The organism is Candidatus Pelagibacter sp. PS_02, assembly GCF_059418065.1.
Window position 1 is genome coordinate 129,560 of the sequence record NZ_CM182079.1, and the last position, 26,222, is coordinate 155,781.

29 protein-coding genes and 1 pseudogene are annotated in these 26,222 nt (G+C 23.0%); 25 read left to right on the forward strand and 5 right to left on the reverse strand.

The genetic code is table 11. The annotated features are described in order from the left end of the window. Positions 1–9 precede the first annotated feature (9 nt). The gene (locus tag AC5SL4_RS00690; RefSeq protein ID WP_494587375.1) at positions 10–525 is read right to left on the reverse strand and encodes a hypothetical protein; all 516 of its coding nucleotides are present in this window, start codon (positions 523–525) and stop codon (positions 10–12) included. A gap of 59 nt (positions 526–584) precedes the next feature. Beyond that, positions 585–1,466: a hypothetical protein gene (locus AC5SL4_RS00695; protein WP_494587376.1), complete on the reverse strand. Its 882-nt coding sequence runs from the start codon at positions 1,464–1,466 to the stop codon at positions 585–587. Positions 1,467–1,551: 85 nt separating this feature from the next. Between AC5SL4_RS00695 and AC5SL4_RS00700 the strand changes: the two are divergent. The 19 genes and pseudogenes from AC5SL4_RS00700 (at position 1,552) to AC5SL4_RS00790 (ending at position 19,311) form a co-directional block, all read left to right on the forward strand. Further along, positions 1,552–2,568, forward strand: a pseudogene (locus tag AC5SL4_RS00700) (NAD-dependent epimerase/dehydratase family protein). Then, positions 2,565–3,554 carry a GDP-mannose 4,6-dehydratase gene (locus AC5SL4_RS00705; RefSeq protein ID WP_494587377.1) on the forward strand — a complete coding sequence of 330 codons (990 nt, stop codon included), beginning with the start codon at positions 2,565–2,567 and terminating at the stop codon, positions 3,552–3,554. The pseudogene AC5SL4_RS00700 and the gene AC5SL4_RS00705 overlap by 4 nt, the downstream one beginning before the upstream one ends. After that, complete coding sequence (locus AC5SL4_RS00710; RefSeq protein ID WP_494587378.1) at positions 3,551–4,495, forward strand: SDR family oxidoreductase; 945 nt, start codon at positions 3,551–3,553, stop codon at positions 4,493–4,495. Before AC5SL4_RS00705 ends, AC5SL4_RS00710 begins: the two co-directional genes overlap by 4 nt. After that, the gene (locus AC5SL4_RS00715; protein ID WP_494587379.1) at positions 4,488–5,147 is read left to right on the forward strand and encodes a class I SAM-dependent methyltransferase; all 660 of its coding nucleotides are present in this window, start codon (positions 4,488–4,490) and stop codon (positions 5,145–5,147) included. Before AC5SL4_RS00710 ends, AC5SL4_RS00715 begins: the two co-directional genes overlap by 8 nt. A gap of 14 nt (positions 5,148–5,161) precedes the next feature. Beyond that, positions 5,162–6,106 carry a thiamine pyrophosphate-dependent dehydrogenase E1 component subunit alpha gene (locus AC5SL4_RS00720; protein WP_494587380.1) on the forward strand — a complete coding sequence of 315 codons (945 nt, stop codon included), beginning with the start codon at positions 5,162–5,164 and terminating at the stop codon, positions 6,104–6,106. Further along, positions 6,096–6,677 (forward strand): alpha-ketoacid dehydrogenase subunit beta, encoded by a 582-nt coding sequence (locus AC5SL4_RS00725; RefSeq protein WP_494587381.1) that lies wholly within the window; start codon positions 6,096–6,098, stop codon positions 6,675–6,677. Before AC5SL4_RS00720 ends, AC5SL4_RS00725 begins: the two co-directional genes overlap by 11 nt. Before the next feature lie 50 nt (positions 6,678–6,727). After that, a complete protein-coding gene (locus tag AC5SL4_RS00730; protein ID WP_494587382.1) occupies positions 6,728–7,168 on the forward strand; it encodes a transketolase C-terminal domain-containing protein in 441 nt (146 codons plus the stop codon). After that, positions 7,168–8,211 (forward strand): MDR/zinc-dependent alcohol dehydrogenase-like family protein, encoded by a 1,044-nt coding sequence (locus AC5SL4_RS00735; protein WP_494587383.1) that lies wholly within the window; start codon positions 7,168–7,170, stop codon positions 8,209–8,211. The genes AC5SL4_RS00730 and AC5SL4_RS00735 overlap by 1 nt, the downstream gene beginning before the upstream one ends. Further along, a complete protein-coding gene (locus AC5SL4_RS00740) occupies positions 8,204–9,961 on the forward strand; it encodes an AMP-binding protein (RefSeq protein ID WP_494587384.1) in 1,758 nt (585 codons plus the stop codon). Before AC5SL4_RS00735 ends, AC5SL4_RS00740 begins: the two co-directional genes overlap by 8 nt. Further along, positions 9,945–10,178, forward strand: coding sequence for a hypothetical protein (locus AC5SL4_RS00745; RefSeq protein ID WP_494587385.1), 234 nt, complete (start codon positions 9,945–9,947; stop codon positions 10,176–10,178). Before AC5SL4_RS00740 ends, AC5SL4_RS00745 begins: the two co-directional genes overlap by 17 nt. Positions 10,179–10,204: 26 nt before the next feature. Next, the gene (locus tag AC5SL4_RS00750) at positions 10,205–10,654 is read left to right on the forward strand and encodes a hypothetical protein (RefSeq protein WP_494587386.1); all 450 of its coding nucleotides are present in this window, start codon (positions 10,205–10,207) and stop codon (positions 10,652–10,654) included. A gap of 26 nt (positions 10,655–10,680) precedes the next feature. Further along, the gene (locus AC5SL4_RS00755) at positions 10,681–11,097 is read left to right on the forward strand and encodes a methyltransferase domain-containing protein (protein WP_494587609.1); all 417 of its coding nucleotides are present in this window, start codon (positions 10,681–10,683) and stop codon (positions 11,095–11,097) included. A gap of 521 nt (positions 11,098–11,618) precedes the next feature. After that, positions 11,619–12,728 carry an MBOAT family O-acyltransferase gene (locus AC5SL4_RS00760; RefSeq protein ID WP_494587387.1) on the forward strand — a complete coding sequence of 370 codons (1,110 nt, stop codon included), beginning with the start codon at positions 11,619–11,621 and terminating at the stop codon, positions 12,726–12,728. Positions 12,729–12,731: 3 nt separating this feature from the next. Next, positions 12,732–13,625: a hypothetical protein gene (locus AC5SL4_RS00765; RefSeq protein ID WP_494587388.1), complete on the forward strand. Its 894-nt coding sequence runs from the start codon at positions 12,732–12,734 to the stop codon at positions 13,623–13,625. A gap of 11 nt (positions 13,626–13,636) precedes the next feature. Continuing rightward, positions 13,637–14,434 carry an SDR family oxidoreductase gene (locus tag AC5SL4_RS00770; protein WP_494587389.1) on the forward strand — a complete coding sequence of 266 codons (798 nt, stop codon included), beginning with the start codon at positions 13,637–13,639 and terminating at the stop codon, positions 14,432–14,434. Beyond that, a complete protein-coding gene (locus AC5SL4_RS00775) occupies positions 14,434–16,161 on the forward strand; it encodes a thiamine pyrophosphate-binding protein (protein WP_494587390.1) in 1,728 nt (575 codons plus the stop codon). The genes AC5SL4_RS00770 and AC5SL4_RS00775 overlap by 1 nt, the downstream gene beginning before the upstream one ends. Continuing rightward, positions 16,161–17,663, forward strand: a complete 1,503-nt coding sequence (locus tag AC5SL4_RS00780; protein WP_494587391.1) for a PfkB family carbohydrate kinase — start codon at positions 16,161–16,163, stop codon at positions 17,661–17,663. Before AC5SL4_RS00775 ends, AC5SL4_RS00780 begins: the two co-directional genes overlap by 1 nt. Positions 17,664–17,671: 8 nt before the next feature. Next, positions 17,672–18,199, forward strand: coding sequence for a hypothetical protein (locus tag AC5SL4_RS00785; RefSeq protein ID WP_494587392.1), 528 nt, complete (start codon positions 17,672–17,674; stop codon positions 18,197–18,199). Then, the gene (locus tag AC5SL4_RS00790; RefSeq protein WP_494587393.1) at positions 18,199–19,311 is read left to right on the forward strand and encodes a hypothetical protein; all 1,113 of its coding nucleotides are present in this window, start codon (positions 18,199–18,201) and stop codon (positions 19,309–19,311) included. The genes AC5SL4_RS00785 and AC5SL4_RS00790 overlap by 1 nt, the downstream gene beginning before the upstream one ends. A 3-nt stretch (positions 19,312–19,314) precedes the next feature. Here the strand turns inward: AC5SL4_RS00790 and AC5SL4_RS00795 are convergent, their stop codons facing one another. Together AC5SL4_RS00795 and AC5SL4_RS00800 are read right to left on the reverse strand one after the other, a co-directional pair. Continuing rightward, the gene (locus AC5SL4_RS00795; RefSeq protein ID WP_494587394.1) at positions 19,315–19,704 is read right to left on the reverse strand and encodes a hypothetical protein; all 390 of its coding nucleotides are present in this window, start codon (positions 19,702–19,704) and stop codon (positions 19,315–19,317) included. Further along, a complete protein-coding gene (locus AC5SL4_RS00800; protein ID WP_494587395.1) occupies positions 19,680–20,297 on the reverse strand; it encodes a hypothetical protein in 618 nt (205 codons plus the stop codon). Before AC5SL4_RS00800 ends, AC5SL4_RS00795 begins: the two co-directional genes overlap by 25 nt. A gap of 50 nt (positions 20,298–20,347) precedes the next feature. On the opposite strand from AC5SL4_RS00800, the gene AC5SL4_RS00805 reads away from it, so the two are divergent. Beyond that, the gene (locus tag AC5SL4_RS00805) at positions 20,348–20,575 is read left to right on the forward strand and encodes a hypothetical protein (protein ID WP_494587396.1); all 228 of its coding nucleotides are present in this window, start codon (positions 20,348–20,350) and stop codon (positions 20,573–20,575) included. Beyond that, a complete protein-coding gene (locus AC5SL4_RS00810) occupies positions 20,563–21,864 on the forward strand; it encodes a hypothetical protein (RefSeq protein WP_494587397.1) in 1,302 nt (433 codons plus the stop codon). Before AC5SL4_RS00805 ends, AC5SL4_RS00810 begins: the two co-directional genes overlap by 13 nt. Here the strand turns inward: AC5SL4_RS00810 and AC5SL4_RS00815 are convergent. Then, positions 21,859–22,209: a phosphoheptose isomerase gene (locus AC5SL4_RS00815; RefSeq protein ID WP_494587398.1), complete on the reverse strand. Its 351-nt coding sequence runs from the start codon at positions 22,207–22,209 to the stop codon at positions 21,859–21,861. The genes AC5SL4_RS00810 and AC5SL4_RS00815 overlap by 6 nt on opposite strands. Before the next feature lie 41 nt (positions 22,210–22,250). Here AC5SL4_RS00815 and AC5SL4_RS00820 point away from each other — a divergent pair, with 41 nt between their 5' ends. Genes AC5SL4_RS00820 through AC5SL4_RS00835 form a run of 4 tightly spaced genes read left to right on the forward strand, consistent with a single transcriptional unit; the run spans position 22,251 to position 26,155 of the window. Then, a complete protein-coding gene (locus AC5SL4_RS00820) occupies positions 22,251–23,951 on the forward strand; it encodes an ATP-binding cassette domain-containing protein (protein WP_494587399.1) in 1,701 nt (566 codons plus the stop codon). Beyond that, positions 23,948–24,904, forward strand: coding sequence for a glycosyltransferase family 2 protein (locus AC5SL4_RS00825; RefSeq protein WP_494587400.1), 957 nt, complete (start codon positions 23,948–23,950; stop codon positions 24,902–24,904). Before AC5SL4_RS00820 ends, AC5SL4_RS00825 begins: the two co-directional genes overlap by 4 nt. A gap of 52 nt (positions 24,905–24,956) precedes the next feature. Then, positions 24,957–25,544 (forward strand): SIS domain-containing protein, encoded by a 588-nt coding sequence (locus AC5SL4_RS00830; RefSeq protein ID WP_494587401.1) that lies wholly within the window; start codon positions 24,957–24,959, stop codon positions 25,542–25,544. A gap of 8 nt (positions 25,545–25,552) precedes the next feature. Next, positions 25,553–26,155 carry a sugar nucleotide-binding protein gene (locus tag AC5SL4_RS00835; RefSeq protein WP_494587402.1) on the forward strand — a complete coding sequence of 201 codons (603 nt, stop codon included), beginning with the start codon at positions 25,553–25,555 and terminating at the stop codon, positions 26,153–26,155. Positions 26,156–26,222: the final 67 nt, after the last annotated feature.

The following is a 26,222-nucleotide window of genomic DNA, read 5'->3' on the forward strand; positions in this document are numbered from 1 at the left end:
TTAAGTAGTCTATTTTTTTTTATTAAGTGAGTCTGTCAAATAACCAAATATTGCAGGCACTAGAAATATAAATTGTACCCCAGCTGTTCTTTGGTTGGGAATATGCATTAAACCAAACAATAATAAAGATATTATAGTGAATGAAATAATAGAAAATAAAAAAATCAACTTGATATGTTTTTGAAAAATTATTTCTTCAACCTCATTTTTTTTTCCAAAAAAATAAAAATACACAATAAACACTAAAGAAATAATAATTATGTTTTTTATAGCTGGGTGAAAAAAAAGAGTTTTTAAAGTTTGTATAATTGAGTTTAATGACCAGACCAAATGATCCTTAAAATTGATTTCAATAATCTCGATTGAAAATTTTAGTAATTTTTTATCAATATTAATATTATTTTTAACTTTACCAAAAAAATGATCTAAGTTTGTATATTTCCATGCTTCAAAATTTTTATTACTATCAGGCTCAAAAGGTGTGATATTATTTTCTTGTCTTACCATATCCAACCATGCCTCCATAAGATAAATATTCCAGCAGTAACGATGAATAAAATTTTTTTCTTTTATTTTAAGGCTATCTAAGTTGCACGGATCTGAAAAATTTTTTTTTTTTTAATAAATTTTTTTGCAAATTCAATGTTGTCTTTATCTTTCATTTTTACAAGTGTTGTTTCATCTAGATAAAAACCTGCATGACCTGAAAGCTGTACACCTGTAAAAGGTGTCAGCCCCAAACTATTAGTCACAATAAATTTAATTAATATATAAAAAAAAATTGGCATAAAAGAAAAAATATTCAATTTTAAAAATTTTTTATATTTATTTATATATAAAAAATATAAAGAAAATATAAATGGAAAAATTAATATTAATAAAAATGATGGTCTTATTTGGATTGTAAAAAAAATAAAGAAGGAAAGTAACAAAAATGCATATAATTTATTTTTGATGATTGATATTATTAAAAATGAAATTGAAAACATTAAAAAAGAAATGCCAATTATCTCTGTCCAACCAAAAGCATACTCCCATACATTGTAAGACATAAAAGTTAATCCTGAAAATACGCAGGAAAAAATTTTTCCAAAGCTACAATTAATTAAAGTATTTAGCATAAAATTGTTTGCTACTATAAAGATAATGAAAGAAAAAAATGGCCAGTAATAAAGTTTTTCATCAAATATCATATATATTTTTAAAATTAATGGAATTCCAAATGATCTGTGTTGGCTTAAAACTGTTTTTAAATTTTCAAAACTAAAATTAATATAACTTCCACTATCACCAGTATTAAAATTCATTTTTCTTGGAAAGTTAGTTGATAAAAATAAATCTCCAAAAGGTGTAAAAAGAATTAACAAGGAAAAAATATAAAGTACTATAAAGATAAAATTAATTTCAAAAACAGAAAAATTAAATGTATTTATTTTATCTATAAAATTTTTAATATTTTTTTTCAATTTAAATTAGATATAATTATTTAATTATTTAATCATTTAATCATTGTAATTACCACAAACAAAATATATTTAAAATAAATATATAATGGAAAAAATAATAATAACTGGCTCATGTGGTTTTATTGGCATGCATACGTGTTTGTCTTTAACTAAAAATAAGAATATTAAAGTTTTAGGACTTGATAATTTAACAAATTACTATGATATAAATTTAAAAAAAAAAGAAATGATTTATTAAAAAAAAAAAAATTATAAGTTTATAAAAGTAGATATTTCTAATAAAAATAAAATTTTTAATATTTTTAAAAAATTTAAACCTGATTATGTGATACATCTAGCAGCACAAGCAGGTGTCAGGTATTCATTTGTTAATCCATATGCATATAGAACAAGCAATATTGACTCTTTTTTAAATATTCTTGAAGCATCAAGAGTTTTTAAGGTGAAACATTTAACTTATGCAAGCAGTTCTAGCGTATATGGTAAAAATTTAAAAACACCCTATTCAGAAAAAAATCATGTTAATTATCCTGTTAGTTTTTATTCGGCTACGAAAAGAGCCAATGAATTAATGGCACATGTATATAGTTCTAGTTACAGTTTACCTTCAACAGGATTAAGGTTCTTTACTGTATATGGGCCTTGGGGACGACCAGACATGGCTTATTATATATTTGCAGAAGCTCTATTAAAAAATAAAGTAGTCAACTTACATGATGAAGGAAAGATGTTGAGGGATTTTACTTATATAGATGACGCTGTAAAAATTATTAAAAAAGTCTATAAAAAAAAACCTAATTTCATTAATTTAAATACTAAAAAAAATGACTCTCAAAATGAACTCACATCAAATCACCTAATTCTAAATGTTGGGAATAATAAACCAGTTTATGTAAAAAATTTGGTTAAATGTCTTGAAAATGAATTTAAAAAAAAACTTAAATTCAAATCAATACCTATTCAAAAAGGAGAGCTTCATAAAACTTATGCAGATACATCACTACTAAAAAAATATACTGGATTTACACCAAATACAGATATAAGTGATGGTGTCCACAATTTTGTAAAATGGTTTATAGATTACAAAAATTTAAAATTATGAAAAAAATATTAGTTTTAGGAAGTAATTCCTTTGCAGGATCAAATTTTATAGATTTTTGTTTAACAAAAAAATGTAAAATTTATGCAATTAGTAGATCGCAAGAAAACAGTACATTTCTTAAATATAAAAAAAATTTATATAAAAAAAATTTATTTTTTTTCAAAAAAGATATTAATAACAAATCTAATCAAAAAGATATTATTAAAATCATTAAAACTAAAAAAATAGAATATATAATAAATTTCGCAGCACAGGGAATGGTTGAAGAAAGTTGGTTTTCACCAGAGGATTGGTATAAGACAAATTTTACATCACAAATTGAGATATTAAATGAAATCAAAAATTTAAAAAATATTAAAAAATATATTAATTTTTCAACGCCAGAAGTTTATGGGTCTAATAATAGAATTATAAAAGAATCTTTTTTATTCAATCCTAGTACGCCTTATGCTCTATCAAGGTCTTCTATGGATTTGCATTTGATGCTCTTATTTAAAAATTATAATTTTCCAATTATAATAACAAGAACTGCTAATATTTATGGACCTTATCAACAACTTTATCGAATAATACCAAAATCAATTATTTATTTTCTTAAAAATAAAAAACTAAATTTACATGGAGGTGGTAATTCCTATCGATCTTTTATTTTTATGGATGATGTTTCAGATGCTCTCTTTAAAATATTGCAAAATGGAAAATTAGGCAGTACATATCATATTTCAACAAATAAATTTATTTCAATAAAGTCACTTGCTAACATTATTCAAAAAAAACTGGGTAGAAAAAATTTACTAAACATTAAAGCCAAAGAAAGAATGGGAAAAGATTATGCATATAAATTGAGTAGTATAAAATTAACAAAAGAATTGAAATGGAAACCAAGAACAAGCTTAAAAAAAGGTATTGAAGAAACTATAGAGTGGATAGAACAAAATTTTAAAAAATTTAAAAAAAATAAAATGGAATATAAACATAAGAGATGAAAATATTAATTACAGGCGGATGTGGATACGTAGGTAGTGAATTAATTAAATACTTATTATACAAAGGTCATAGCATCGTAAATATTGACACAAGATGGTTTGGAAATACATTAAAACATCATAAAAAGTTATTAAATCTAAAAATGGATATTCGTAATATTGAAGCCATTCCAATGAAAGGTGTTAATACAATAATACATCTTGCAGGTATTGCTAATGATCCAAGTGTAGAACTAGACGAAAAACTTTCATGGGAAGTTAATGTGCTTGCATCAAGATTTTTAATTGAAAAAGCTTTTAAAAATAAAGTTAAGAATTTTATTTATGCCAGCTCTGGCAGTGTTTATGGTATTAAAAAAGAAAAGCAAGTGACAGAAGAATTAAGTTTACTACCTATCTCTGCTTATAATAAAACTAAGATGATAGCAGAAAATGTTCTTTTAAGTTACAAAGATAAAATCAATGTTTATTGTATTAGACCCGCAACAGTTTGTGGATTTTCTGAAAGAATGAGACTTGATGTGAGTGTAAATTTACTAACTTCTCAAGCAATTAAAAATAAAAAAATAAAGGTATTAGGAGGAAAACAAATTAGGCCAAATATTCATATTAAGGATATGGTCAGAGTTTATGATTTTTTTCTAAATAAAAAAAGAATAAAATCGGGCTGCTATAATGCTGGCTTTGAAAATATATCAATCATTAAATTGGCAAAACTAATTAAAAAGAAAATTAAATGTACTATAAAAATATATAAATCAAATGATGTGAGATCTTACAGACAATCATCAAAAAAACTTATTAACCTAGGATTTAAAAGATTATATTCTGTTAGTAATGCTGTGGACGATTTAATAGAGAAGTTTAATGAAAAAAAGATAAAAAATAATATGAGTTGTTACAATGTCAAATGGATGAAAAAAAATAAGCTAAATGGGTAGATCAATAAATTTGTTAAAAAATTATCCAAGTTCTAAAAGAAATTTGGATAAAAGACTTGAAGAAAAAAATAGTAGAGTCAGAAAAATTGCAAGAAAATTTGGTAAGGATTTTTTTGATGGTGATAGAAAATATGGATATGGAGGTTTTAAATATCATAAAAAATTTTGGCAAAAAGTTGTAAAAGATTTTAAAAAATATTGGAAATTAAGTAAAAACTCCTCAGTTCTTGATATTGGGTGTGGTAAAGGTTTTATGCTTTATGATTTAAAGAAAGAAATACCAGGTATAAAACTTAATGGTATAGATGTTTCGAATTATGCAATTAGAAATTCAAAAAAAGAGGTAAAGAAATATCTTAAAGTAGCAGATGCAAGAAAATTACCTTTTACTGATAAATCTTTTGATATCGTTATAGCTATAAATACAATACATAATTTGAATAAAAGAGATTGTGCTAAATCTATAAAAGAAATTAATAGAGTTTGTAAAAAGAAAAGTTTTATTACAGTTGATGCATATAGAAATAGGCTAGAAAAAGAAAAAATGTATAAATGGAATCTAACAGCAAAGACAATAATGTCAGTAAAACAGTGGAAAGCTTTTTTTAAAAAAAACTCTTATAAAGGTGATTATTATTGGTTTACTCCCTAAAAAATTCTGAATTATTGAAAATATATTCAAATTTCTATAAAATTAGAAATGTTGAGTTTACTATTTCAAAAAAATATAAAGAGGGAAAAATGAGGTGCCCAACTCATTTATCCATAGGTCAAGAGTTAGTACCTGCTGTTTTCTCATTAATATGCAAAACTTCTGATTATGCGATTAGTACTCATAGAGGGCATGCTCACTACTTAGCTAAAGGAGGATCATTAAAAAAAATGATTGCTGAAATATATGGTAAGGAAACTGGTACTTCCAAAGGAAAAGGAGGATCAATGCATTTGATTGATTTAAAAGTAAACTTTATGGGAACCTCAGCCATCGTAGGAAATAGCATACCCATAGGTGTAGGACTTGGTCTTTCGATTAAATTAAAAAATAAGAAGAATTTTTCCTTCGTTTTTTTAGGTGATGGAGCAATTGAAGAGGGTATTTTTTACGAGTCTTTGAATTTTTCTATAGTTAAAAAATTACCGGTCATTTATATTTGTGAAAATAATTTATATTCAGTTTATAGTTCTCTTAAAGACAGACAGCCAATCAATAGAAAAATATATAAATTGGCAGAAAGTATTGGAGTGAGATCCGAGGTTTGTGATGGGAATGACCCATTAGCAATTTATAAAAAATTTAAATATGCAACTGATTATGTTAAAAAAAATAACGAACCTTTTTTTTTAGAATTTAAAAATTACAGATGGTTAGAACATTGTGGACCAAATTTTGATAATAATATTGGTTATAGAAGTGCTAAAGAGTTTGAGAAATGGAAAAAAAAAGATAAATTATTATCTATTAGGTCAAAACTTGTTAACAAACTATCATCTAAAAAAATTGAAAAAATTGAAAAAAATATAGATAATGAAATAGACAAAGCCTTTATTTTTGCTGAAAAATCAAAATTTCCCTCTGATAAAAACTTACAAAATGAAGTTTATGCCAAATAAATATAATAAAAGTTTTTCTGAAGCAATTAATGAAGCTTTAGAATTTTCAATGAAAAAAGATAAAAACCTTATTTGTTATGGACTTGGGATCACAGATCCAAAAAATATTTTTGGTACTACAAAAAATTTAGAAAAAAAATTTGGAAAAAAAAGAGTATTTGATGTTCCATGCTCAGAAAATGCACTTACTGGTGTCTCTATTGGAGTTGCCATGACAGGAATAAAATCAGTGGTAACTCACCAAAGATTAGATTTTTTTTTATTAGCTATGGATCAATTAGTCAACTCTGCTGCAAAATGGTACTTTATGTTTGGTGGAAAAGTTTCAATACCTATTACAATTAGACTGATTCTTGGTAAAGGCTGGGGTCAAGGACCAACGCACTCTCAAAATTTACAAGCATGGTTTGCACACATTCCAGGACTTAAAGTTGTTATGCCAACATTTCCACAAGATGCAAGAGACTTACTGATTGACTCAATTAATGATCCAAATCCAGTTATATTTTTGGAGAATAGGTGGCTTCATAGTCAGATAGGTAAAATTTCATCAAAAATAAAAAAAAAATAATCGGAAAATCAAAGATTGTTAAAACTGGAAAACAGATAACAATTGTTGCAATGTCCTATTTAGTAATTGAAGCAATAAAAGCTTCAAAATATTTAAGATCAGTTCACAATATAGATTGTGAGATAATAGATATAAGAACCATTAAACCGTTAGATTATAAAACAATTTTTAAATCTGTTAAAAAAACTAAAAAATTACTAGTTTTGGATACGGGCAGTAAAATCTGTTCTGTGGCAAGTGAAATTGTTTCAACAGTTACTATTAATAAAAACATCAAATTAAATAAAAGACCAGAGATTATAACTATGCCAGATATTCCAGAGCCAACTAGCTATGCTTTGACAAAAAATTTTTTTATAGATTACAAAAAAATATCTATCAAAGTATTGAAAATATTGAATAAAAAGAATAATAAATCTTTAAATAAATTTTTTATAAAAGATAATTTACACCACGATCAACCACATCTAAAATATTTTGGACCGTTTTGATGGACCCATCAAAATTAAAATCAGCAGTCTTATTTAAATTAAATTCGGAATTAAAGATCTTAGATATCAAAATTCCAAAACTTAAAAGAAACCAAATATTAGTAAAAATTTTGTATTCAGCTATTTGTGGAAGCCAAATAATGGAAATTTTTTCAGGAAGAAATAATAAAAAGTATTTACCACATATGTTAGGTCACGAAGCTTCTGGCAAAGTTATAAAATCTTATGATAATAAAAAATTTAAGAAAAACGATGATGTAATATTAACTTGGATACAAACAGATTTAAAAGAGTCAATAAAACCAGAATATAAATTTAAAAATAAAAAAATTAATAGTGGAAATGTAACAACATTTAGTAATTACGCAATTGTTTCTCAAGATAGATTAGTAAAAAAACCAAAAAATATAAGTTTTAAAAATTCAGTTTTATTAGGATGTTGTTTTTTGACAGGACCAGGAATGGTATTAAATGAAACAAAACCAAAAAAAAATTCAAAAATAATAATTATAGGCTTGGGGGCAGTTGGTCTTGGGTGTTTTTTAGCTCTCAAAAAGAAAGGAATTAAATCGATAGTTGTTATTGAAAAAAATAAATATAAAATTCTGCTTGCAAAAAAAATGGGTGTTAAATTAATCTTAAGTTCGATAAATTCACAATCAGTAAGGAAATTAATCAAATTTTTTGGAAGCAAAGCTGACATCTGTTATGATTCTTCGGGAAGTATTGAAACATTAGAAAAATCTTTAAGTTTAATAAAAAATAATGGTTTGCTGCATTTTGCTTCACATCCTGATGAAAAATTAAAAATGAAAATAAAGCCTCATGACTTTATTTTGGGAAAGAGAATATCTGGAAGTTGGGGTGGTGGATCAAAACCTAATAGAGATGTAAGTAAATTTTCTAAAATTATTCAGGAAAATAATAGATTATTAAGCAATCTTTTAGCAAAAGAGTATAAACTAGAAAATATTAACGATGCAATTCGTGATTTTATGAATGGAAAAGTATTTAGACCAATTATTAAAATGAGGCATGATTAAAAAACTAAATTATAAAACTAAAAATTTTTGGAAAAAAAAAGCTTCAGACTTAATTTGGAAAAAACCTTTTGACCAAGTTTTTAAATACAAAAAAAATTATTCACATGACTGGTTTTTGAATGGAAAAATCAATATTTATGAAAATTTAATTGAAAAAAATTTATTGATAAATCCTAACAAGATTGGAATTACTTGTATAAATAAAAATAAAGAAATTACAGAGTATTCTTATAAAAAAATAGATATTTTAGTTAAAAATTTTGAAAATATAATTTTAAATTTTTCTACTAAAAAAAAAATTAAAAGATTAATGATACACGCTTCTGCTTCAGAAGAATCTTTTGTAAGCATGCTTGTTTGTTCAAAATTAGGTATTGAGTTTTCAGTATTATTCGAAAACCTAGAGTCAGAAGCTATATTAAATAGAATTTATATTTTTAAACCAGATTTATTTTTAACGAGATCAAAAAAAATTATTTTTAATAATAAAAATATCAATTGCCTTAAAGAAATAAAAGAAAATACTAAATTAATATTTTTCGAAGATTTAAGCAAAAGAACAAAAATTAAAATAACCAATAAAAAAAAATATAATTATGTTATAGACTCTAATAAAAATTTTTTTACACTATTCACCTCTGGATCAACAGGCCAACCCAAGGGTATTTGTCATAATGTAGGTGGATACTTAACCTATTCTCTGTTTACTGCAAAAAATCAATTTGGTGCGAATAAAGACTCTACTATTTTAACTGCTTCTGATGCTGGTTGGATAAATGGTCATACTTATGCTTTTTTTGCTCCACTATTACTTGGTGCAGAAACTATTCTTGTAGAAGATCCTTTTTTACTACTAGATGAAAATTTTTTAATTAAGGTTATAAAACAAAAAAAAATATCAATTTTATATTTACCAGTAACTATTGTGAGAGTAATGAAAAGCCTATTCAGAAAAAAGAATATAAATGAGCCTTCTTTAAAAACAATTGGATCAATGGGCGAACATTTGGCACCAGAGGTAGGAAATTGGTTTTCAAATTATTTTAATTTAAAAAAAAAGGCAATAATTAACACTTACTTTCAAACAGAAACAGGTGGTATAGTTTTTTCTCCAAAATTTAACGAAACAATTAAAGTTTCACCTCATGGGTCAGTAGGCTCAATTTTACCAAAAATTAAATTTAGTTCGTTAAAAAAATCAGAAAAAAAGGAAGTATTGATAACAACCCCGTTTCCTGGACTTATGAAAAAAGTAATAAATTCAAAAAAAGAACATAAAAAATATTTTGATAAAAAAAATAATTTCAGAATGTTTGATTTAGCAACTATAAATAAAAATAGAGTTTATGTGCATGGAAGAATTGATGATGTTATCAATATAAGAGGTCATAGAATTGGATGTGCAGAAATAGAAAAAATAATTTTAAAAAATCATAATATTATAGAGGTTGCAGCTATAGTTGTGCCTCACAAATTAGAGGGAAATGCAATTATATTATTTGTTCAAACAAAAAAACCTAATTTAAATGATAAAATTAATAAACAAATTTTATCGAATTTTGGCAGTTATGCCATCCCAAAAAAAATATATTATCTATCAGAATTGCCAAAAACCAGAAGTGGTAAAATTTTGAGAAGACTTCTAAGAAATTTATATGAGAAAAAAAAAATAATAGGTGATACAAGCACAATTAAAAATAAAAAAATAATTAGCGAAATTAAAAAAAAAATTAATGATAAACAAACTTAAAAATAAAGATATTTTTAAAATCATATCAAAAAATACAAATATAGAAATTAATAAAATTAATGAAAATTCAAAGGCTGATGACTTTCCACAATGGGATAGCATGAATCATATAAACATTGTCTTAGATCTTCAAAAAATAAAAAGAATAAAAATTAGCTCATCAAAAGCATTAGAATTAAATTCAGTAAAAAAAATACTTAAATTCTTAAAGATTTAAATATTTGTTGTATATATTTTTAAAAAATGTCTGAGAAAAATCCCATTATATCTGAACTAGCAAAATTAAAAGTTATTAACAAAAAAAAATTAATGAAAGTTTCAGATTCAACTAGAGACATCGACAAATTAAAAGTATTTAAAGACCTAAAAAGTGGAATTTATTTGCTAGAGAAATATATAACTACTTATAAATATTATAAAAATCTAAAAACAAAAAATGATTTAGAAAAAATTTCAAGGGTAGAATTATCAAATGGTATTATAAGATCTCATGAAATTAATGATGATGAGAGAAGATTTGACCAATTTAAGAAACTGACTTTAAATAAAGATATTTTAGATTTTGGTTGTGGTTGGGGAAGATTTTTACAATTGAACAATAAAGCAAAAAAAAAATACGCTGTCGAATTAAGAAAAGAATGTATTAATTTTATAAAAAAAAAATTAAAAATATTAACATTTTTGAAACATTAGAAAAAATAGAGATTAAATTTGATGTTATAACAATGTTCCATGTACTTGAGCATCTCCCTAATCAAATAGAGTCTATTAAGAAATTAAAAAAAAAATTAAAAAAAAATGGAAAAATTATAATTGAAGTTCCTTCATCAAATGATTTTCTATTAAAATTTGATGAATTAAAAAGTTTCAAAAAATTTACTTTCTGGAGTGAACATTTAATATTACACAATGAATTTTCATTAAAAAAAATTTTAAAAGCTGCTGGTTTTAAAAAAATAAAATTTTTATATTTTCAAAGATATAATTTTAATAATCACTTAGGATGGTTTATAAATGGTACACCTGGAGGACATGATTATAATAAAAGTATTGGTGATAAAAAAATAATTAATGCATATAGAAATTTTTTAATAAGAACTAAAAGTACTGACACAATAATCGCAATAGCATCTTAAGTTCTTAATCTTTTTGATACAGTTATAATTTAATAATGAAAGTACATTAATAAACTTAAAATATTTTAGTAGTTGATTTTTTATATTATTTCTAATTTTATCTAAATGTTACTTTAGTTTTATATGATATTATATTAAACAGAATGTATATAATGTTAATTAAAATATAAATATCATCAATGTTGTTTAATAGTTTATTATATTTATTAATTTTTTTACCCATTATTATTTTATTATCATTTTATTTAAGAAAAAAAATTTTTGTTGCAAAATGTGTAATAATTTTATCATCTATTATTTTCTATTCATATTTTAATATTTTTCATTTACCAATTATTATATTTTCAATATTTATTAATTATTTTTTATCAAGTATTTTTATCAAAAAAAGAAAGTCAAAAAATTTTTATTTATCACTAGGTATACTTATAAATATTTTCATATTAGGCTATTACAAATATTCAAATTTTTTAATAATTATTTTAAACTCCTCTATTGATTTGAATATTCCACTAATAGAAATGCAATTTCCTTTGGCTTTAAGTTTTATAACTTTTCAACAGATTGCATATTTAATTGATATATATAATTCTAATAAAAAAAAAAATATAAATATAGTTGATTATTCAATGTTTATAATATTTTTTCCTCAATTAATAGCAGGTCCCATTGTAAGGTTTAGTGAATTTACCAAACAACTAAAATACAATTTTTTAAAAATAAATTATAATAAATTTTGTTTAGGGCTCGTATTAATATCAATTGGAATTTTTAAAAAATCTTTCCTTTCTGATAATTTATCAATTTTAGTTGATCATAATTTTAATAATATTATAAATTTAAATATATTTGAGGCTTGGATAACAAGTTATTCTTGGAGTTTTCAATTTTATTTTGATTTTAGTGGGTATGTAGATTTAGCGTTAGGGTCAGCATTACTCCTTTCAATTAAATTGCCAATCAATTTCAATAGTCCATTTAAAGCAACGAATGTTATTGATTTCTGGCAAAGATGGCACATAACTTTGACAAAATTTTTAACTAATTATATTTATTATCCATTATCCAAGTTGTTTATCCAGCTCACTTTTTTTAAATCACTTATTTTAGTTTTAATAATTTTTTTTATCTCTGGTATTTGGCATGGGCCAAATTATACTTTTATAGTATTTGGGATAATAAACGGATTTGGAGTTTGTTTTAATTATTTAAAAAAAAAATATTTTAATTTTAACGTTAGCAAATTCATATCAATTTTTCTTACTTTCAATTTTATAAATATCTCTTTCATTTTCTTTAGGTCCAATTCTATGAATGAAGCATTTATGTTATTAAAAAAAATGCTAAATTTCAAAGATATTTTTCAATCAACTAAATTAATCATTAATAGTTTAAGTTCAAATCTTGAGTCTATCCAAAATTTATATCTATTTATATTCAAGAATTTATATTTTTTTAATATTATCTTAATACTATCAAGCTCTTACTTAGTTTTTTGTTGTAAAAATTCAAATGAAATTAAAATTAAAAATTTGTATAATTTTAAATATTTAACAATAATTTTATTAATTGCAATGATTGGCATTTTGTCTATTAAAAAAGATTTACCTTTCTTGTATTTTCAATTTTAAAAAATGAAAAACAAATTTTTTTTTTACTACTTTGTTTCAATTTTAACTCTAGGAATATTTTTTTTAATAGGAATATTTTTTCTTTCTGAAAAAGATGGATTTGGATATAAATACCAAAGTTTAATAGATTATCAAATTTCAAAAATAAAAAATTTTGATAATGATACAGAAGTATTATTTTTAGGTGATAGTTCTATGGGCTATTCTATTAGCTCCGAAGAATGGGAAAAAATTACTGGAAAAAAAACAGTAAATTTAGCGTTAATTGGTGATTATCAATTTTCAGGAGTGAGAGCTTTTTTTGATATGGTTCCAAAAAAAAAAATTAAAAATATTTATATAATTGCAAATCTAGACTCATGGAGGATAAAAAGTAGCGAAAATTATTATTCATCTCTAAAAAGCGAAAGATCAATCTATAAAAATTTTTATAAAATTAATGAAAATTTAAATTTGTATAATTTTATAAATATTTTTAGATTTTATGTGTTTGATAATTTTAAACGCGATAAATATAAGATCTCAAAAAAGTATGATTATATTTCTCAAGGTGAAAGAATAAATGAAGAGTATTTAAAAAAAACAACAAAATTTTCAAAAGATCAAATTATTTTTAGTAAGATAATTGATTTAAAGAAAATTTTTTCTGAATGTAGTAATCTAGGTATTAATTGTATCTATTTGCATGGACCAATTTTAGATGAGTTTTGTTCAAACGAAACTGTTATTGAATTTAGGAAGAATGTAAATGCCCACCTAAAAAAACACGATATTCCCTTTTTTGAAAAAAATATATGTATTAAAAAAAGTCATATTGGGGATGGTTTTGGTCATGTTTCTCCAAATTATAAGTTTCATTATACACTCAAGTATTTTATTTATATAACCTCAAAATAAAAAATTTAATTATGAGAAATATAATAATACTTGGTATTAATGCTGACATTGGAAGAAATATTGCAAAATATTTTCTAAAAGATAATTTTAATGTTATTGGAACTTATAGAAAAAAAAAGCCTATATTGAATGATTTTGTTAATTTAAAGAATTTGAAATTAATTAAATGTGATGTTAATTCAAAAAAAGATATAAATAAAATTGCAAGATATTTAAAAAAAAATAAACTCATTTGGGACACATTGTTTAGCTCAATAGGCACCACTATTCCAATTGGAAATTTTTTTAAATTAAATTTTAGTTATTGGAAAAAGTCAATCAATACAAATTTTTTATCTCAATTAGAAGTTTTACATAAAATTTATCCTTATAGAAACAAAATTAAATCTAATGTGATTTATTTAGCAGGAGGAGGTACAAATAATCCATTTACAAATTATTCAGCATATTGTGTTGCAAAAATTGGACTAATTAAAATGTGTGAATTAATAGATGATGAGGATAAAAATTTAAATATTTTTATTTTAGGACCTGGCTTTACAAAAACTAAAACTCATTTTGAAACTATACAAGCTGGAAAAAGGGCTGGTAAAAATTATAATAAAGTAAAAAATTTTTTAAATTCAAGCAATCCTGGAACTTCTTTTCAAAAAATATATAACTGTATTAAATGGGGAATCAAAAGTGGAAAAAAAATAATTAGTGGAAGAAATTTTTCTGTAGTACATGATAAATGGGAAAATGATAATTTAAAAAAAAGACTTATATTGGATAAAAATATGTATAAACTTAGAAGGTATAGAAATTAATGAATTTAAAATTAACTGATTGTCTTGCGAGAATATTAAAAAAAAATGGTATAAAAAATATTTTTGGCTTACAAGGCGGTGCAGTAGTACACATATTTGATTCACTTGAAAAATCTAAATTTAAAGTAACCTATACTAACCATGAACAAAGCGCTGGTTTGGCAGCTGTTGCAAATGCAAAAGTTGAGAATAATGTTGGTTGTGCTGTAGTTACTACAGGGCCAGCTTGCACTAATATTATGACAGGATTATTAGCTGCATGGCAAGATTCAGTGCCCACTATTTTTATAAGTGGTCAAGCTAGATCTAATCATACTAGTTATGGAAAAAAAGTGAGACAAGTGGGGACTCAGGAAGTAAATATTTGCGATATAGTAAAACCATTAACAAAGTATGCGGTTTTTATAAAAAAAAAAGAAGACTTTATTAAAGAATTTAATAAAGCTATCAAGATAGCTAATTCGGGTAGAAAAGGTCCAGTATGGGTAGATATACCTTTAGAAATACAATGGTCACTAATTAATTTTTATGAGGAAAAAATTTCTAAAAATTTTAAAACTAAAAAAGTTTTTTCTCAAAAATTTATTAACTTATATAGGGCCTCTCAAAAACCTTTATTAATTTTAGGCTATGGAGCACACAGTTCAAAAATAATTGAAAAAAAATTATTTCACTTAATAAATAAAAAGAGACTCAATTATGTCACTACTTGGAATGCTGCAGATTTATACGGAACAAATGATAAAAAAAATTTAGGAATAATTGGTATGAGTGGTCAAAGAGGAGCAAATAAAGCAGTTTTTGAGGCTGATCTTATTATTTGTTTGGGAACTCATTTATCAATTCCTCATACTACTACTTTATTCAAAAGTTACTCGGTTAACTCAAAAAAAATTATTGTAAATATTGATAAAGATCAAATGAAAAACCTTAACATAAAATTTGACTTAAAAATTAACGCAGATTTAGATTTCTTTTTAGATTTCTTTAAAAAAATAAAAATAAAATCAAAAAAATGGGAAACTAGGAATTTAAAAAATCAAAACTGGTATACACCAAAATTAACTAAAAAACCTAACTCAGATATTTTCATTAATAAAATTACTAAGAGAATAAAAAATAAGTGTGTTATTGTTGATGGAGGTGGAACAGCTTTATATTCAGGTTTTCAAAGTTCTCACTTATATAAAGAGGATAGATTAATTTGCTCATCATCAATTTCTTCAATGGGAACAGGATTGGCAGAGTCGATTGGAACATCATCAAGTGGTTTATTTAAAAATTATATTTGCATTATTGGCGATGGTAGTTTCCTTATGAACATACAGGATTTACAGACTATAGCTCAAAAAAAAATAAATTTAATAATAGTCCTCGTAAATAACAATGGTTATTTAGCAATAAGAAACACTCAAACAGAATTTTTAAGAAGAAAGTATTATGGAACACATCCAGAGTGGGGTCTTACTATGCCAAATTTTGAAAATGTATGTAAATCCTTTAAACTGAATTACACAAAAATAAAAGATGCTAAAAACATGGATTCTAAAATTTCAAAATTGTTAAAAAAAAGGAGACCAATTGTTTGTGAATTATTCGTTGAAGAAAATCAACAATCATTATTTAAGCAGGGTTATTCTCAAAAATCGAAAGGAATTTTTGAACCACAGCCTCTTTCTGAAATGTTTCCATTTTTACAAAAACAAATTACAAATACAAATAATTAATGGAAAAGAAAATTTCATTCAAAGATTTATCAAGAATTAAAAATTTAAATAAAAATAGTATTCTTGGTTTAGCACATGGCGCATTTGATTTATTTCATTATGGTCATTTATTACATCTAAAAAAAGCAAAACAGAAATGTGATATACTTGTTGTATCTCTAACATCGGATAAATATATCAATAAATCACCTGACAGACCATATTATAAAATAGATAAAAGAATGGAATTTATATCAAATCTTTCTTTTGTAGATTTTGTTGTAGAGTCTGATTTTGAAAGTTCAAATGAAATAATTAAAAAATTAAAACCCCATATTTATTTTAAAGGTAGTGAGTATGCTAATTATTCAAAAGATCATACAGGTAAAATTGAAAAAGAATTAAAAACTTTAAAAAAAATAGGAGGGAAGCCTCTTTTTACTAATGAAGAAATACTAAGCTCTTCATTCATAATAAATAATTTTTTTTCTAATCTTACTGAAGAAGTTAAAGAGTTTTTAAAAGATAATAATAAGACAATAACATTTGATGAAATATTTCGGGTATCTGAAAAAATAAAAAAATTAAAAATACTTGTAATAGGAGATACAATTATCGATAAATATGTCTTTTGTGAGGCCTTATCAAAATCACCTAAAGAACAAATTATTTCTATGTTAGAAAAAAAAATTGAAATTTATAATGGAGGAATAATAGCTACAGCAAATCATATAAGTGATTTTTGTTCAAATGTAACATTATTGACATTAGTTGGCAAAAATAATAACAGAAGTTTTTTTAAAGGAATTAATGATAAAATAAATAAAAAAATTTTTTATATTGATAAAGAGGATACAATTATAAAAACAAGGTACTTGGATAGTGAAAATAAAAAAATTTTTCAAAAGACTAATGTTGGAACGTATAATTTAAATTCTAGTCTGGAAAAAAAGATTATTATTTATTTGAATAAGAATTTAAGAAAATTTGATAAAATAATTATAAATGATTTTGGTCACGGACTTTTAACAAATAACATTATTAAAATATTAGAAAAACATTCAAAAAAACTTCATGTAAACGCTCAAACAAATAGTTACAATAATGGATTTAATTTTATTACTAAGTATAAAAAAGCTTTTTATATATCTTTAGATGAACCAGAGGCTAGACTAGCAGTAAGCGATAAATATTGTGATAGTTATGAGCTTGGTAAAAAACTAAGCAAACTAATAAAATTTGATGTTTGTTCAATTACTTTTGGTAAAAATGGAACAAAAGTATATAAAAATAAAAATACAGCTATAGTTCCTGCATTAATAAAAAATCCTATAGATACTCTAGGCGCAGGTGATGCATATTTTGCTATTAGCTCTATTTTTTCAGGCTATTTAAATACTAATGGTATTTTAGGGCTGGTTGGTAATGTAGCTGGAGCGTTAAAAATTCAATATTTAGGACATAGATCTTATGTAACTAAAAAAAAGTTTTTAGGCTATCTTAAAACGTTACTAAATATCTAATTTAAAAAGTGAAAATAAAAAATATTATTAAAAATTATTATTTTTTTCTTTTTATAATTCATATAGCAAATATTTTTAATTTTTTAAAATACAAAAAAAAGCTCAATAATTTAAATAATTTTAGATTATCTGATAAAAATAAAAAACATGTAAACAAAGACACAGAAGCTAAAAGAATTAATTTAATTTTTTCATACCTAGAAATTGAAAAATATGTTGATAATTTTAATAGAAATATTCAGGCTTTCGATTTAGTATATTTTACAGGTTTAAAGTTATCAAAATATACATATTTAAGCATATATATTAAAATATTTTCATCACTTCATGCAACTAGCAAAAAATTTAAAAATCTAAGTTATTTAATTTATTTAATTATTTTAAACAAATCTAATTTTTTTTCACAAAAAACTAAATATTTTAACTATGAAGAAAAGAACTTAGTAAAATATTTGAAAGACTCATTTTTGCTTAAGAATTTAACAATAATAAATAAATCAGTGAAAGAAAAAAAAAAATTATTATATCTTATCTAATGTCTTACAATGATGAATTGTCTACCAAAAACTTAGAAATGGCAGTAGAACACTCAATTTCTGACCATCAACTTCTAAAAAAAATTCAGAAAAGAGGTTCAACTTTTAAAAATTTTTATAAACTAAATAAAAACCATTATCTTGGATCTAGTTTATATGCCTATGGTCATTTAATGAATATGCTAGAAATTATTTATAGGGGTAAAATAAAAAATAATATTATAATTTCACCATATTATATTGCAAATTCTTTTTTAGGAAAATATTTAAAGGTAAAATATCCAAAAAAAGTTAATATTAGTCATTTAGAATTTCTAAAAAAATTAGATAAAAGGTTAATTGATACTTCATTAAATAACGAAGAAATTAATAACAAAAATTCTATTTATTATTTATCTTATAATGAATTTAAATTGCAAAAAAAAATTTCCTCCATTCTAGACTTAACAATTGTAAATAATCTTTTTAAAAAATCAGGATTAAAAAAAATCATTAAAAATGAAAAATATGTTTGTATAAATATAAGAGATCCGTACTTTAAACATTATGACAAAAAAGTCTTATCAAATCTTGATAGACTGGTCATACCTGAATATATTGAAAAATTTATTGAGTATTTAAATAATAAAAAACTAAAAGTTATTTTACTAAATGGGTTTATCAAAAAAGATTTGAGCAACTTTAATATTACTAATTATCCACAGTCAACTTATAAAAATGATGTTAATGACATTTTACTACTAAAAGACTGCGAATTTATTATAAATTTTGGACAAACCTCATCAACCGTTCAAGATCTTCTATTTAATAAATTCTCCTTGCATCTTGATTACCCACTAAATAGAAAACCTATTTTTAATCCAAAAGCATTTTATTGTCCAAGACCATTTTATAAAAAAAGAAAGAGATTAAAATTAAAAGATTTTTTTAACAATGATTTATATATAAATCATGATTATCAAATATTGAAAGATAAAGGTTATATATTAAGCTACTCAACCTATAAAGAAAATATAAATAATTTAGAAAAATTTTTAAAAATAATTAAAGGAAAAAATAAAAGATCTTTTAAAAAAGTAAATAATTTCAAATACCCTATCAATATTATTTAATTCTCAATCATAAAAATTCGAAAAAATCTTTGGATATTTATTTTTAAAATTTAAAAATTTTTCTGATTGATTTTTAGGAAATTTTATTTTTTTTATTTCCTTTGATCCAAATAAATTTGATGAATATTGAATTTGCAAAACAAGTCTATTACCTTCATCAAGTTTTTGTCCTTTGTGAAGACCTAATGTGTCCTCAATTAAAATGGATCCCTTTTTTGCACTCATCGTAATTATTTTATTTTTTTGGAAATTATCTCTAATTAGCTCATCTTTTATTCGTGTATAACCTTTTTTAAAAAAATTTTTGTTTAAGATTATATGCGAATTTTTAATAAATTTATGAGCACCATTTTTTTCTGTACAATCTGTTAAAAAAAAAACACTTTTAGCCATTGTGGTCTATCTAAATCATAATGCCAATATTGAGCTGAATAATTATCAGGATCGTTACTTGGAAAAGACCACCAGGAAGATACTACGTCTATAATAGGAATTGTTTTAAAATAACTTTGACACAGTGATAAAATTTTTGGATCAATAATAATATTTTGAATTTTTTCTGACTTTAAAATTTCATTAGTATCATATCTAAAAGTTGTTGCTATGGGCTTATTTAAATTAACATGTTGCAACTTAGAATCTCTAAAGTTATCTGATTCGTATTTTCCTTGACATTTATGTATTAAAAAATTTTTTATTAAATCTATGTCATCATTCAAGATATAATTTTCTTTTAAAACAAAACCATTCTCATCTAAAAATTTTAATTCACGCTGGTCAGACTCTTCAATTTTATATAATACTCTATCTTTCAAAATTTTTTTAATTGTAATATTTGATATCCTGCCAAAAATACAAAATAATCTAATCATGTATTGATGTGAAATTTCAGAATTTTTTCTTTTGTAAATTTTGTAAAAAATTATATCTAATAAAAATATTGGAAAAAAGATTATCAGGTATATAATAAATTTTATTTTGAACATTAATTTTGTAAATTTAAATACGCATATTAATAATATCTTAAAATACTAAAATGATAAATAAATTATATAAAAAAATAAAAAATACTTTTTTTTTAGATAGTAGAGAAAAAAATTTTATAAATAATTATAGCTTTAAAAATATTAATATTAAACCTAATAATAAAAAAAATATACTAATTAACGGTACTGAAGATTATAAAACAATATGTTTTATAGCTAGTTTAATTAAAGATAATCATTTCAATAATAAAAATATTTTTTTTTTTTGCCTCTATTAAGTTGGCATAGATCTAACCATAAAAAAAATATTTTTATTTTTATATTTAAATTTTATCTTAATTATTTCATACTATTTTTAAGGAATAAAAAGTGGAAAAAAATTTACAATAATTTTAGTAAAAATTTTATAACATTAAATAACTACAATATTGTTAATGAAATAAACTATTTAAACAAAGCAGAAAAAATTCTTATTTCAAAAGTTAAAACAAAGAAAGATCTTCAAAATCTAAAAATTAATGGGATTTTAGTTGGAGACTTAGTTTATGATACTTATTTAAGATTCAACAACAGAACAACTGTAAATTTAAAAGATATATTTTTAATAGAGGTATTAGCTAAGACGCTACATAGTCTTGAAAAAATTAATAAAAAAAAGTTAATTTTTAATGAAATTTACACAAATCAACTTGCATACATTTATCATGGTCTTTTGGTAAGAAAATATAAAAGACAGAAATCACAAATATTTAATTTTATGTGGACAGCAGGTCCTCATTTTGCTCCTGTTTCAAGATATTTTCATCTTTACAATTTTATGAAATATAAATCACTATTTAAAAAAGAAAAAAATAAAATTAAAAAATATAATGAAGCAAAATTACTATTAAAAAATAAATTTAAAGGAAAAATTATACCACAAGAAAATTTTATGCCTTTAAGTCCATATAAAAATAAAAATGGTTATTTACCAGATATTTTAGGAACAGTTTTTTTACATTGTTTTGTTGATAGCCCTACATCAAGAGGTAGATGTATTTTTATAGATTTTGAAGAATGGATTACAAAAACATTAGAGTTTTTTCAAAAAAAAAACATTTCACATCAAATAGCAATTAAACCACATCCAGATAGTAAGGAAGCAAGTTTATCTTTAATAAATAAACTCAAAATAAATTATCCAGAATTTATTTGGTTAAATAAAAATTTTTCAAATAAAATTATTTTTAATAAGAGACCACTTTTCGGTTTAACTGTTATGGGCACAGTTTTACATGAGTTAGCATATCACGATATAATTCCAATATCTGCTGGCGAAAATTCTACTATTAATTATAATTTTGTCAGAACAGCCAATACAAAAAAAGAATATTTCAAACTAATAAATAGAGCATTACAAAAAAAAATTAATTATAAACCTAATAAAAAACAAATCCTAGAGTGGGTTTATATGACATATATATATGATAAAAGCCCAAACAAAATGTTTTACAATAAAATAAAATTAAAGACATGGAACTTTAGAAAATCTGATGTATTAATAAAATTATTAAACGTTTTATCATAAAAATTTTTTTTCAAAATTTTTTACCCAATTTTTTTTAAAATTAAAACTCTTATCATCAACAATTATATCGTAAGTTGGTTTCCCCATTATTAATTTATCAAATTTTAAATTCCATTTTTTTATTTGATTGTAGGTTTTTTCATAATATTTTTTATAAACTATTTTAGAGTTTTCTCTATTTCTGCCCATATATCTTGCTGTAAAAATTATAATTTTATGTTTTTCTCTATACAGATGATTTATTAACTTTATTACTGGAATTATTGGAGTAGATTTGTCATAATTGCTATCTATTGTGTTACAAATGGTATTATCAAGGTCAAAGCAAAAAATTTTTTTTTTCATAAATCTATTATGTTATTTTTTATCATAATAATCAAATCAATATGAATATAAATAAAATACGAAATTTATTAGAAAAACAAAAGGGAGATTTTATAATTTTATCACTTGTAATGTTTTGTTTAAGTATTATCGAATTGTTAAGTGTTGGTGCTTTAATGCCCTTTTTAGTTGTGGCAACTGAAATTAAAGTATCAAATAATTATTTTTTTAATCTTATAATTGAAAAAATAAATATATATAATTTTGATGACCCATTAAAATTTAGTTTAATTATTATTTTTGTTATTTTTAGTTTTAAAACTTTAATTGTCGTTATTTTAAACTTTTATAAAAATGTTCTTTTAAAAAGATTTCACTTTTCTACTTCTAAGGAAATTATGCGAAATTATATTAACATGCCATATTCTAAATTTATAAAGATAAATACTTCTAGAATGGTTAATACTATTAATAGAGAAGTTGAGCTACTTATAACCTCAGTTTTAAATCCTTTGATAGTATTTACCCTTGAGTCTTTTACGATATTAGTATTCCTAACTTTTATTTTCTTTTTTGACAGAAGTACTTTTTTTCTTATATTTGGCTTTATAGCCATTACTATTGGAATATTTGTTTTAATTTTTGGAAAAAAAATAAAACAATTAGGAAAAAAAAGATTATCTTATCAAAATAAAATTCAAAAAGATGTAATTCAAAGTTTACATGGAATTAGAGAAGTTAAAATCTTTAATAAACAAGATTTTTTTTTAAATATTTTTTTAAGTAGGCTAAAAAAAATTATAGATATCACTGTAATATTTAATACAATATCTGAGTCTCAAAGAAATATTATTGAGTTTCTATCCATAGTTTTTTTCACGTTTATTGTTTTTGTACTAAGTTTTAGTAATGATGTATCAGAAATTCTAATTACAATAGCTTTTTTATTTGCAATTTTTGTTAGATTACTACCAAGTATAAACAAATTATATATTTCTTTACAATCTATAAGATACTACTACCCAACCATAGATAATATCTATAACGATTTGATAAAAGTATCTGATACGGATACGAATCAAAAAAAACAAAAAAATAAAAATTTCCAATCTCTAGAAATTAAAAATGGAAATTTTAAATACTTAAATGAGTATATTTTTAAAGATTTAAATTTTAAAATAGAAAAAAATGACTTTATAGGCATCTATGGAGAAAGTGGATCGGGAAAATCAACACTTGTTGATATAATATCTGGCTTATTAAAGATCAACGGTGGAGAATTGTTAATAAATGGAAAAAAAATTGAAAATAATGAGTTTAATTTTAGTGATTTAATTGGTTATGTTACTCAAAATACTTATTTACTAGATGATACTATTAAAAATAATATAGCTTTTGGTGAAAACGATGAGGATATTGATGAAGATAAGCTAAAAAAAGTACTTAATATCTCCTCTTTAGACTTCGTTAATAATTTAAGCGAGGGGATTTATAGCAAAGCAGGTGATAGAGGAATCTCTCTCTCTGGTGGGCAGATGCAAAGAGTATCAATTGCAAGAACTTTATATAAAAATTCAGAGTTATTAATACTCGATGAGGCAACCAGTTCATTAGACAAAAGGAACGAGATAGATTTTATGAATATTGTTAAAGGACTTAAAAATCTAAAAACAATGATTATTATTTCTCATAAAAAAGAATTATTTAATGATTGTAACAAAATATTTGAAGTTAAAAATAAATCTTTAGTCAAAATTCAATGAAAACACCATTGTTGATACTTGTTTATAATAGACCAGAAGTAACCAAAATTTTATTTAATAGAATAAAAAAAATTAAACCAAAGATTATTTATATAGCTGCTGATGGTCCAAAAGAAAATAATCTCAATGATTTAGAGCGTTGTGAAAAAGTTAGAAATATATTTAAAAAAGTAGATTGGAATTGTAAAATTTATAAAAGATACAACCAAAAAAATTATGGATGTAAAAATTCTATAACTCAATCTATAAACTGGTTTTTTAAAAAAGAAAAGTATGGAATAATATTAGAAGATGACTGCATACCTTCACCTGATTTTTTTTGGTTATCAAAAATTCTACTAAAAAAATATGAAAAAAATAAGAAGGTATTCTGTATAAGTGGCAGCAATTATTTACAAAATTTTCAAAAAGTAAATAATTCATATTATTTTTCTAAATATCCTCATTGTTGGGGATGGGCAACATGGAGAAGAGCATGGAAAAAAAATGAACCCAACATAAAATTTTGGCCAAAATTCAAAAATTCTTTAGACTGGATAAGTATAAATAATAACATAATTGAAAATAAATATTGGAATAAAATTTTTGATAAATGTTATAAAGGAAAATTTAATAGTTGGGCATACCCTTGGACATTGTCTGTTTGGAAAAATAAAGGATTGACTATTATACCAAAAAAAAACTTAGTAAAAAACATTGGTTATGGATCTAATTCAACAAATAGTATTTTTAGAAATATTAATGATATTTATAAAATAAAAAAAATTGAAAGAAATATTAAACATCCAAAATTTATAAAACCTGATTTAAAAAAAGATAATTTTGTTTTTGATAGACATTATAAAGGAAAAAATTACTTATATCCCCATCGCATAGTTTTTATCATCAGTAAACTTATCTCAAACCCATTTAACTTTATTAGAAGAGCCATTAAGGCTTTTAATCATTATTAAACTTGTTTATAGAGATGTTTATGGTATTTTCAACTTTAATAAATCATATAATATGAACAATAACACATTCTTGCAAAAGTATTTTGAAGAAACAGACTTTATCTTAAATAACATTAAAAATAATTCTGATGAAATAATTAAAATTAAAAATGAATTTCAAAAAACTTCAAAATCGAAAGGTAAAGTAATTATAGCTGGTAATGGAGGAAGCGCAGCCATAGCTAGTCATGTATCAGTTGATTTAAGTAAAAATGCAGGTATCAGAGCTATAAATTTTAATGATGCAGATTTAATAACCTGTTTATCAAATGATTATAGTTACGAGGAATGGATAGAATCTGCATTAAAAATATATGTTGATAAAAAAGATATTGTTGTGCTTGTCTCCTCTTCAGGAAGTTCAAAAAATCATTTGAAAGCTGCAAGGTATCTAAAGCAAAGAAAAATAAGATTTATAACTCTGACTGCAAAAGATAAAAATAATCCTTTAAAAAAAATAAATCATAAGGGAATAAATATTTGGATAAATTCTAAGTCTTATAATATAATTGAAGTATTTCATTTATATATTTTATTACTAGTAGTAGATTTGTGTATTGGAAAATCAGCATATTCACCAAATAGAAAATTAAAATATTAAAACTTAAAGTGAAAATTTTAGTTATTGGAAAAAACAGTACCTTAGCTAAAGTTTACAAAACAAAAACAAAAATAAAAAAAACTAAATATATTTCACATAAAGAATTAAACAAGGTGAATTTCAAAAATTATTCTTGTGTAATAAATTTTGCTATAAACCCCAAATTAAAATTTGAAAAATATGACACGTCATTAGATATTGATAGTAAAATAACTGATAAGATAAATATAAATACAAATTATGTTATGATTTCAACAAGATTTGTATACCAACATAACATGAAAATGCCATTCAGTGAGAAGCATAAATGCAAACCGATGAACTTTTATGGAAAAAATAAACTTAAAATTGAAAAAAAACTAAAGAAAAAAATTACGAAAAATCTTTTGGTACTTAGACTTGGCACATTATTAAATTTTGATTTATCAAAAAAACATCTTTTCACAAGTTTTTTACTAAATAATTTAAAAAAGAAAAAGACTGTTGTAATTGATTTGAGGAAAAAAATCTTTAAAGATTTTTTTACTGATGATTTTTTTGTTAAAAATTTAGATTTTTTGATAAGAAAAAAAAAACAGGCATATTTAATTTATCTTCTGGCATACCATTAAATCCAGAAATCATTGCAAGTGAAATAATAAAAGGTTACGGAAAAGGAGAAATTGTATTTAAATACAA

Coding starts and splice junctions, on each gene's coding strand:
- AC5SL4_RS00690 (WP_494587375.1), bottom strand. CDS start 525: ATGGAGGCATGGTTGGATATGGTAAGACAAGAAAATAATATCACACCT.
- AC5SL4_RS00705 (WP_494587377.1), top strand. CDS start 2,565: ATGAAAAAAATATTAGTTTTAGGAAGTAATTCCTTTGCAGGATCAAAT.
- AC5SL4_RS00710 (WP_494587378.1), top strand. CDS start 3,551: ATGAAAATATTAATTACAGGCGGATGTGGATACGTAGGTAGTGAATTA.
- AC5SL4_RS00715 (WP_494587379.1), top strand. CDS start 4,488: ATGGGTAGATCAATAAATTTGTTAAAAAATTATCCAAGTTCTAAAAGA.
- AC5SL4_RS00725 (WP_494587381.1), top strand. CDS start 6,096: ATGCCAAATAAATATAATAAAAGTTTTTCTGAAGCAATTAATGAAGCT.
- AC5SL4_RS00730 (WP_494587382.1), top strand. CDS start 6,728: ATGTCCTATTTAGTAATTGAAGCAATAAAAGCTTCAAAATATTTAAGA.
- AC5SL4_RS00735 (WP_494587383.1), top strand. CDS start 7,168: ATGGACCCATCAAAATTAAAATCAGCAGTCTTATTTAAATTAAATTCG.
- AC5SL4_RS00740 (WP_494587384.1), top strand. CDS start 8,204: ATGATTAAAAAACTAAATTATAAAACTAAAAATTTTTGGAAAAAAAAA.
- AC5SL4_RS00745 (WP_494587385.1), top strand. CDS start 9,945: ATGATAAACAAACTTAAAAATAAAGATATTTTTAAAATCATATCAAAA.
- AC5SL4_RS00750 (WP_494587386.1), top strand. CDS start 10,205: ATGTCTGAGAAAAATCCCATTATATCTGAACTAGCAAAATTAAAAGTT.
- AC5SL4_RS00760 (WP_494587387.1), top strand. CDS start 11,619: ATGCAATTTCCTTTGGCTTTAAGTTTTATAACTTTTCAACAGATTGCA.
- AC5SL4_RS00765 (WP_494587388.1), top strand. CDS start 12,732: ATGAAAAACAAATTTTTTTTTTACTACTTTGTTTCAATTTTAACTCTA.
- AC5SL4_RS00770 (WP_494587389.1), top strand. CDS start 13,637: ATGAGAAATATAATAATACTTGGTATTAATGCTGACATTGGAAGAAAT.
- AC5SL4_RS00775 (WP_494587390.1), top strand. CDS start 14,434: ATGAATTTAAAATTAACTGATTGTCTTGCGAGAATATTAAAAAAAAAT.
- AC5SL4_RS00780 (WP_494587391.1), top strand. CDS start 16,161: ATGGAAAAGAAAATTTCATTCAAAGATTTATCAAGAATTAAAAATTTA.
- AC5SL4_RS00790 (WP_494587393.1), top strand. CDS start 18,199: ATGTCTTACAATGATGAATTGTCTACCAAAAACTTAGAAATGGCAGTA.
- AC5SL4_RS00795 (WP_494587394.1), bottom strand. CDS start 19,704: ATGGCTAAAAGTGTTTTTTTTTTAACAGATTGTACAGAAAAAAATGGT.
- AC5SL4_RS00800 (WP_494587395.1), bottom strand. CDS start 20,297: ATGTTCAAAATAAAATTTATTATATACCTGATAATCTTTTTTCCAATA.
- AC5SL4_RS00805 (WP_494587396.1), top strand. CDS start 20,348: ATGATAAATAAATTATATAAAAAAATAAAAAATACTTTTTTTTTAGAT.
- AC5SL4_RS00815 (WP_494587398.1), bottom strand. CDS start 22,209: ATGAAAAAAAAAATTTTTTGCTTTGACCTTGATAATACCATTTGTAAC.
- AC5SL4_RS00820 (WP_494587399.1), top strand. CDS start 22,251: ATGAATATAAATAAAATACGAAATTTATTAGAAAAACAAAAGGGAGAT.
- AC5SL4_RS00825 (WP_494587400.1), top strand. CDS start 23,948: ATGAAAACACCATTGTTGATACTTGTTTATAATAGACCAGAAGTAACC.
- AC5SL4_RS00830 (WP_494587401.1), top strand. CDS start 24,957: ATGAACAATAACACATTCTTGCAAAAGTATTTTGAAGAAACAGACTTT.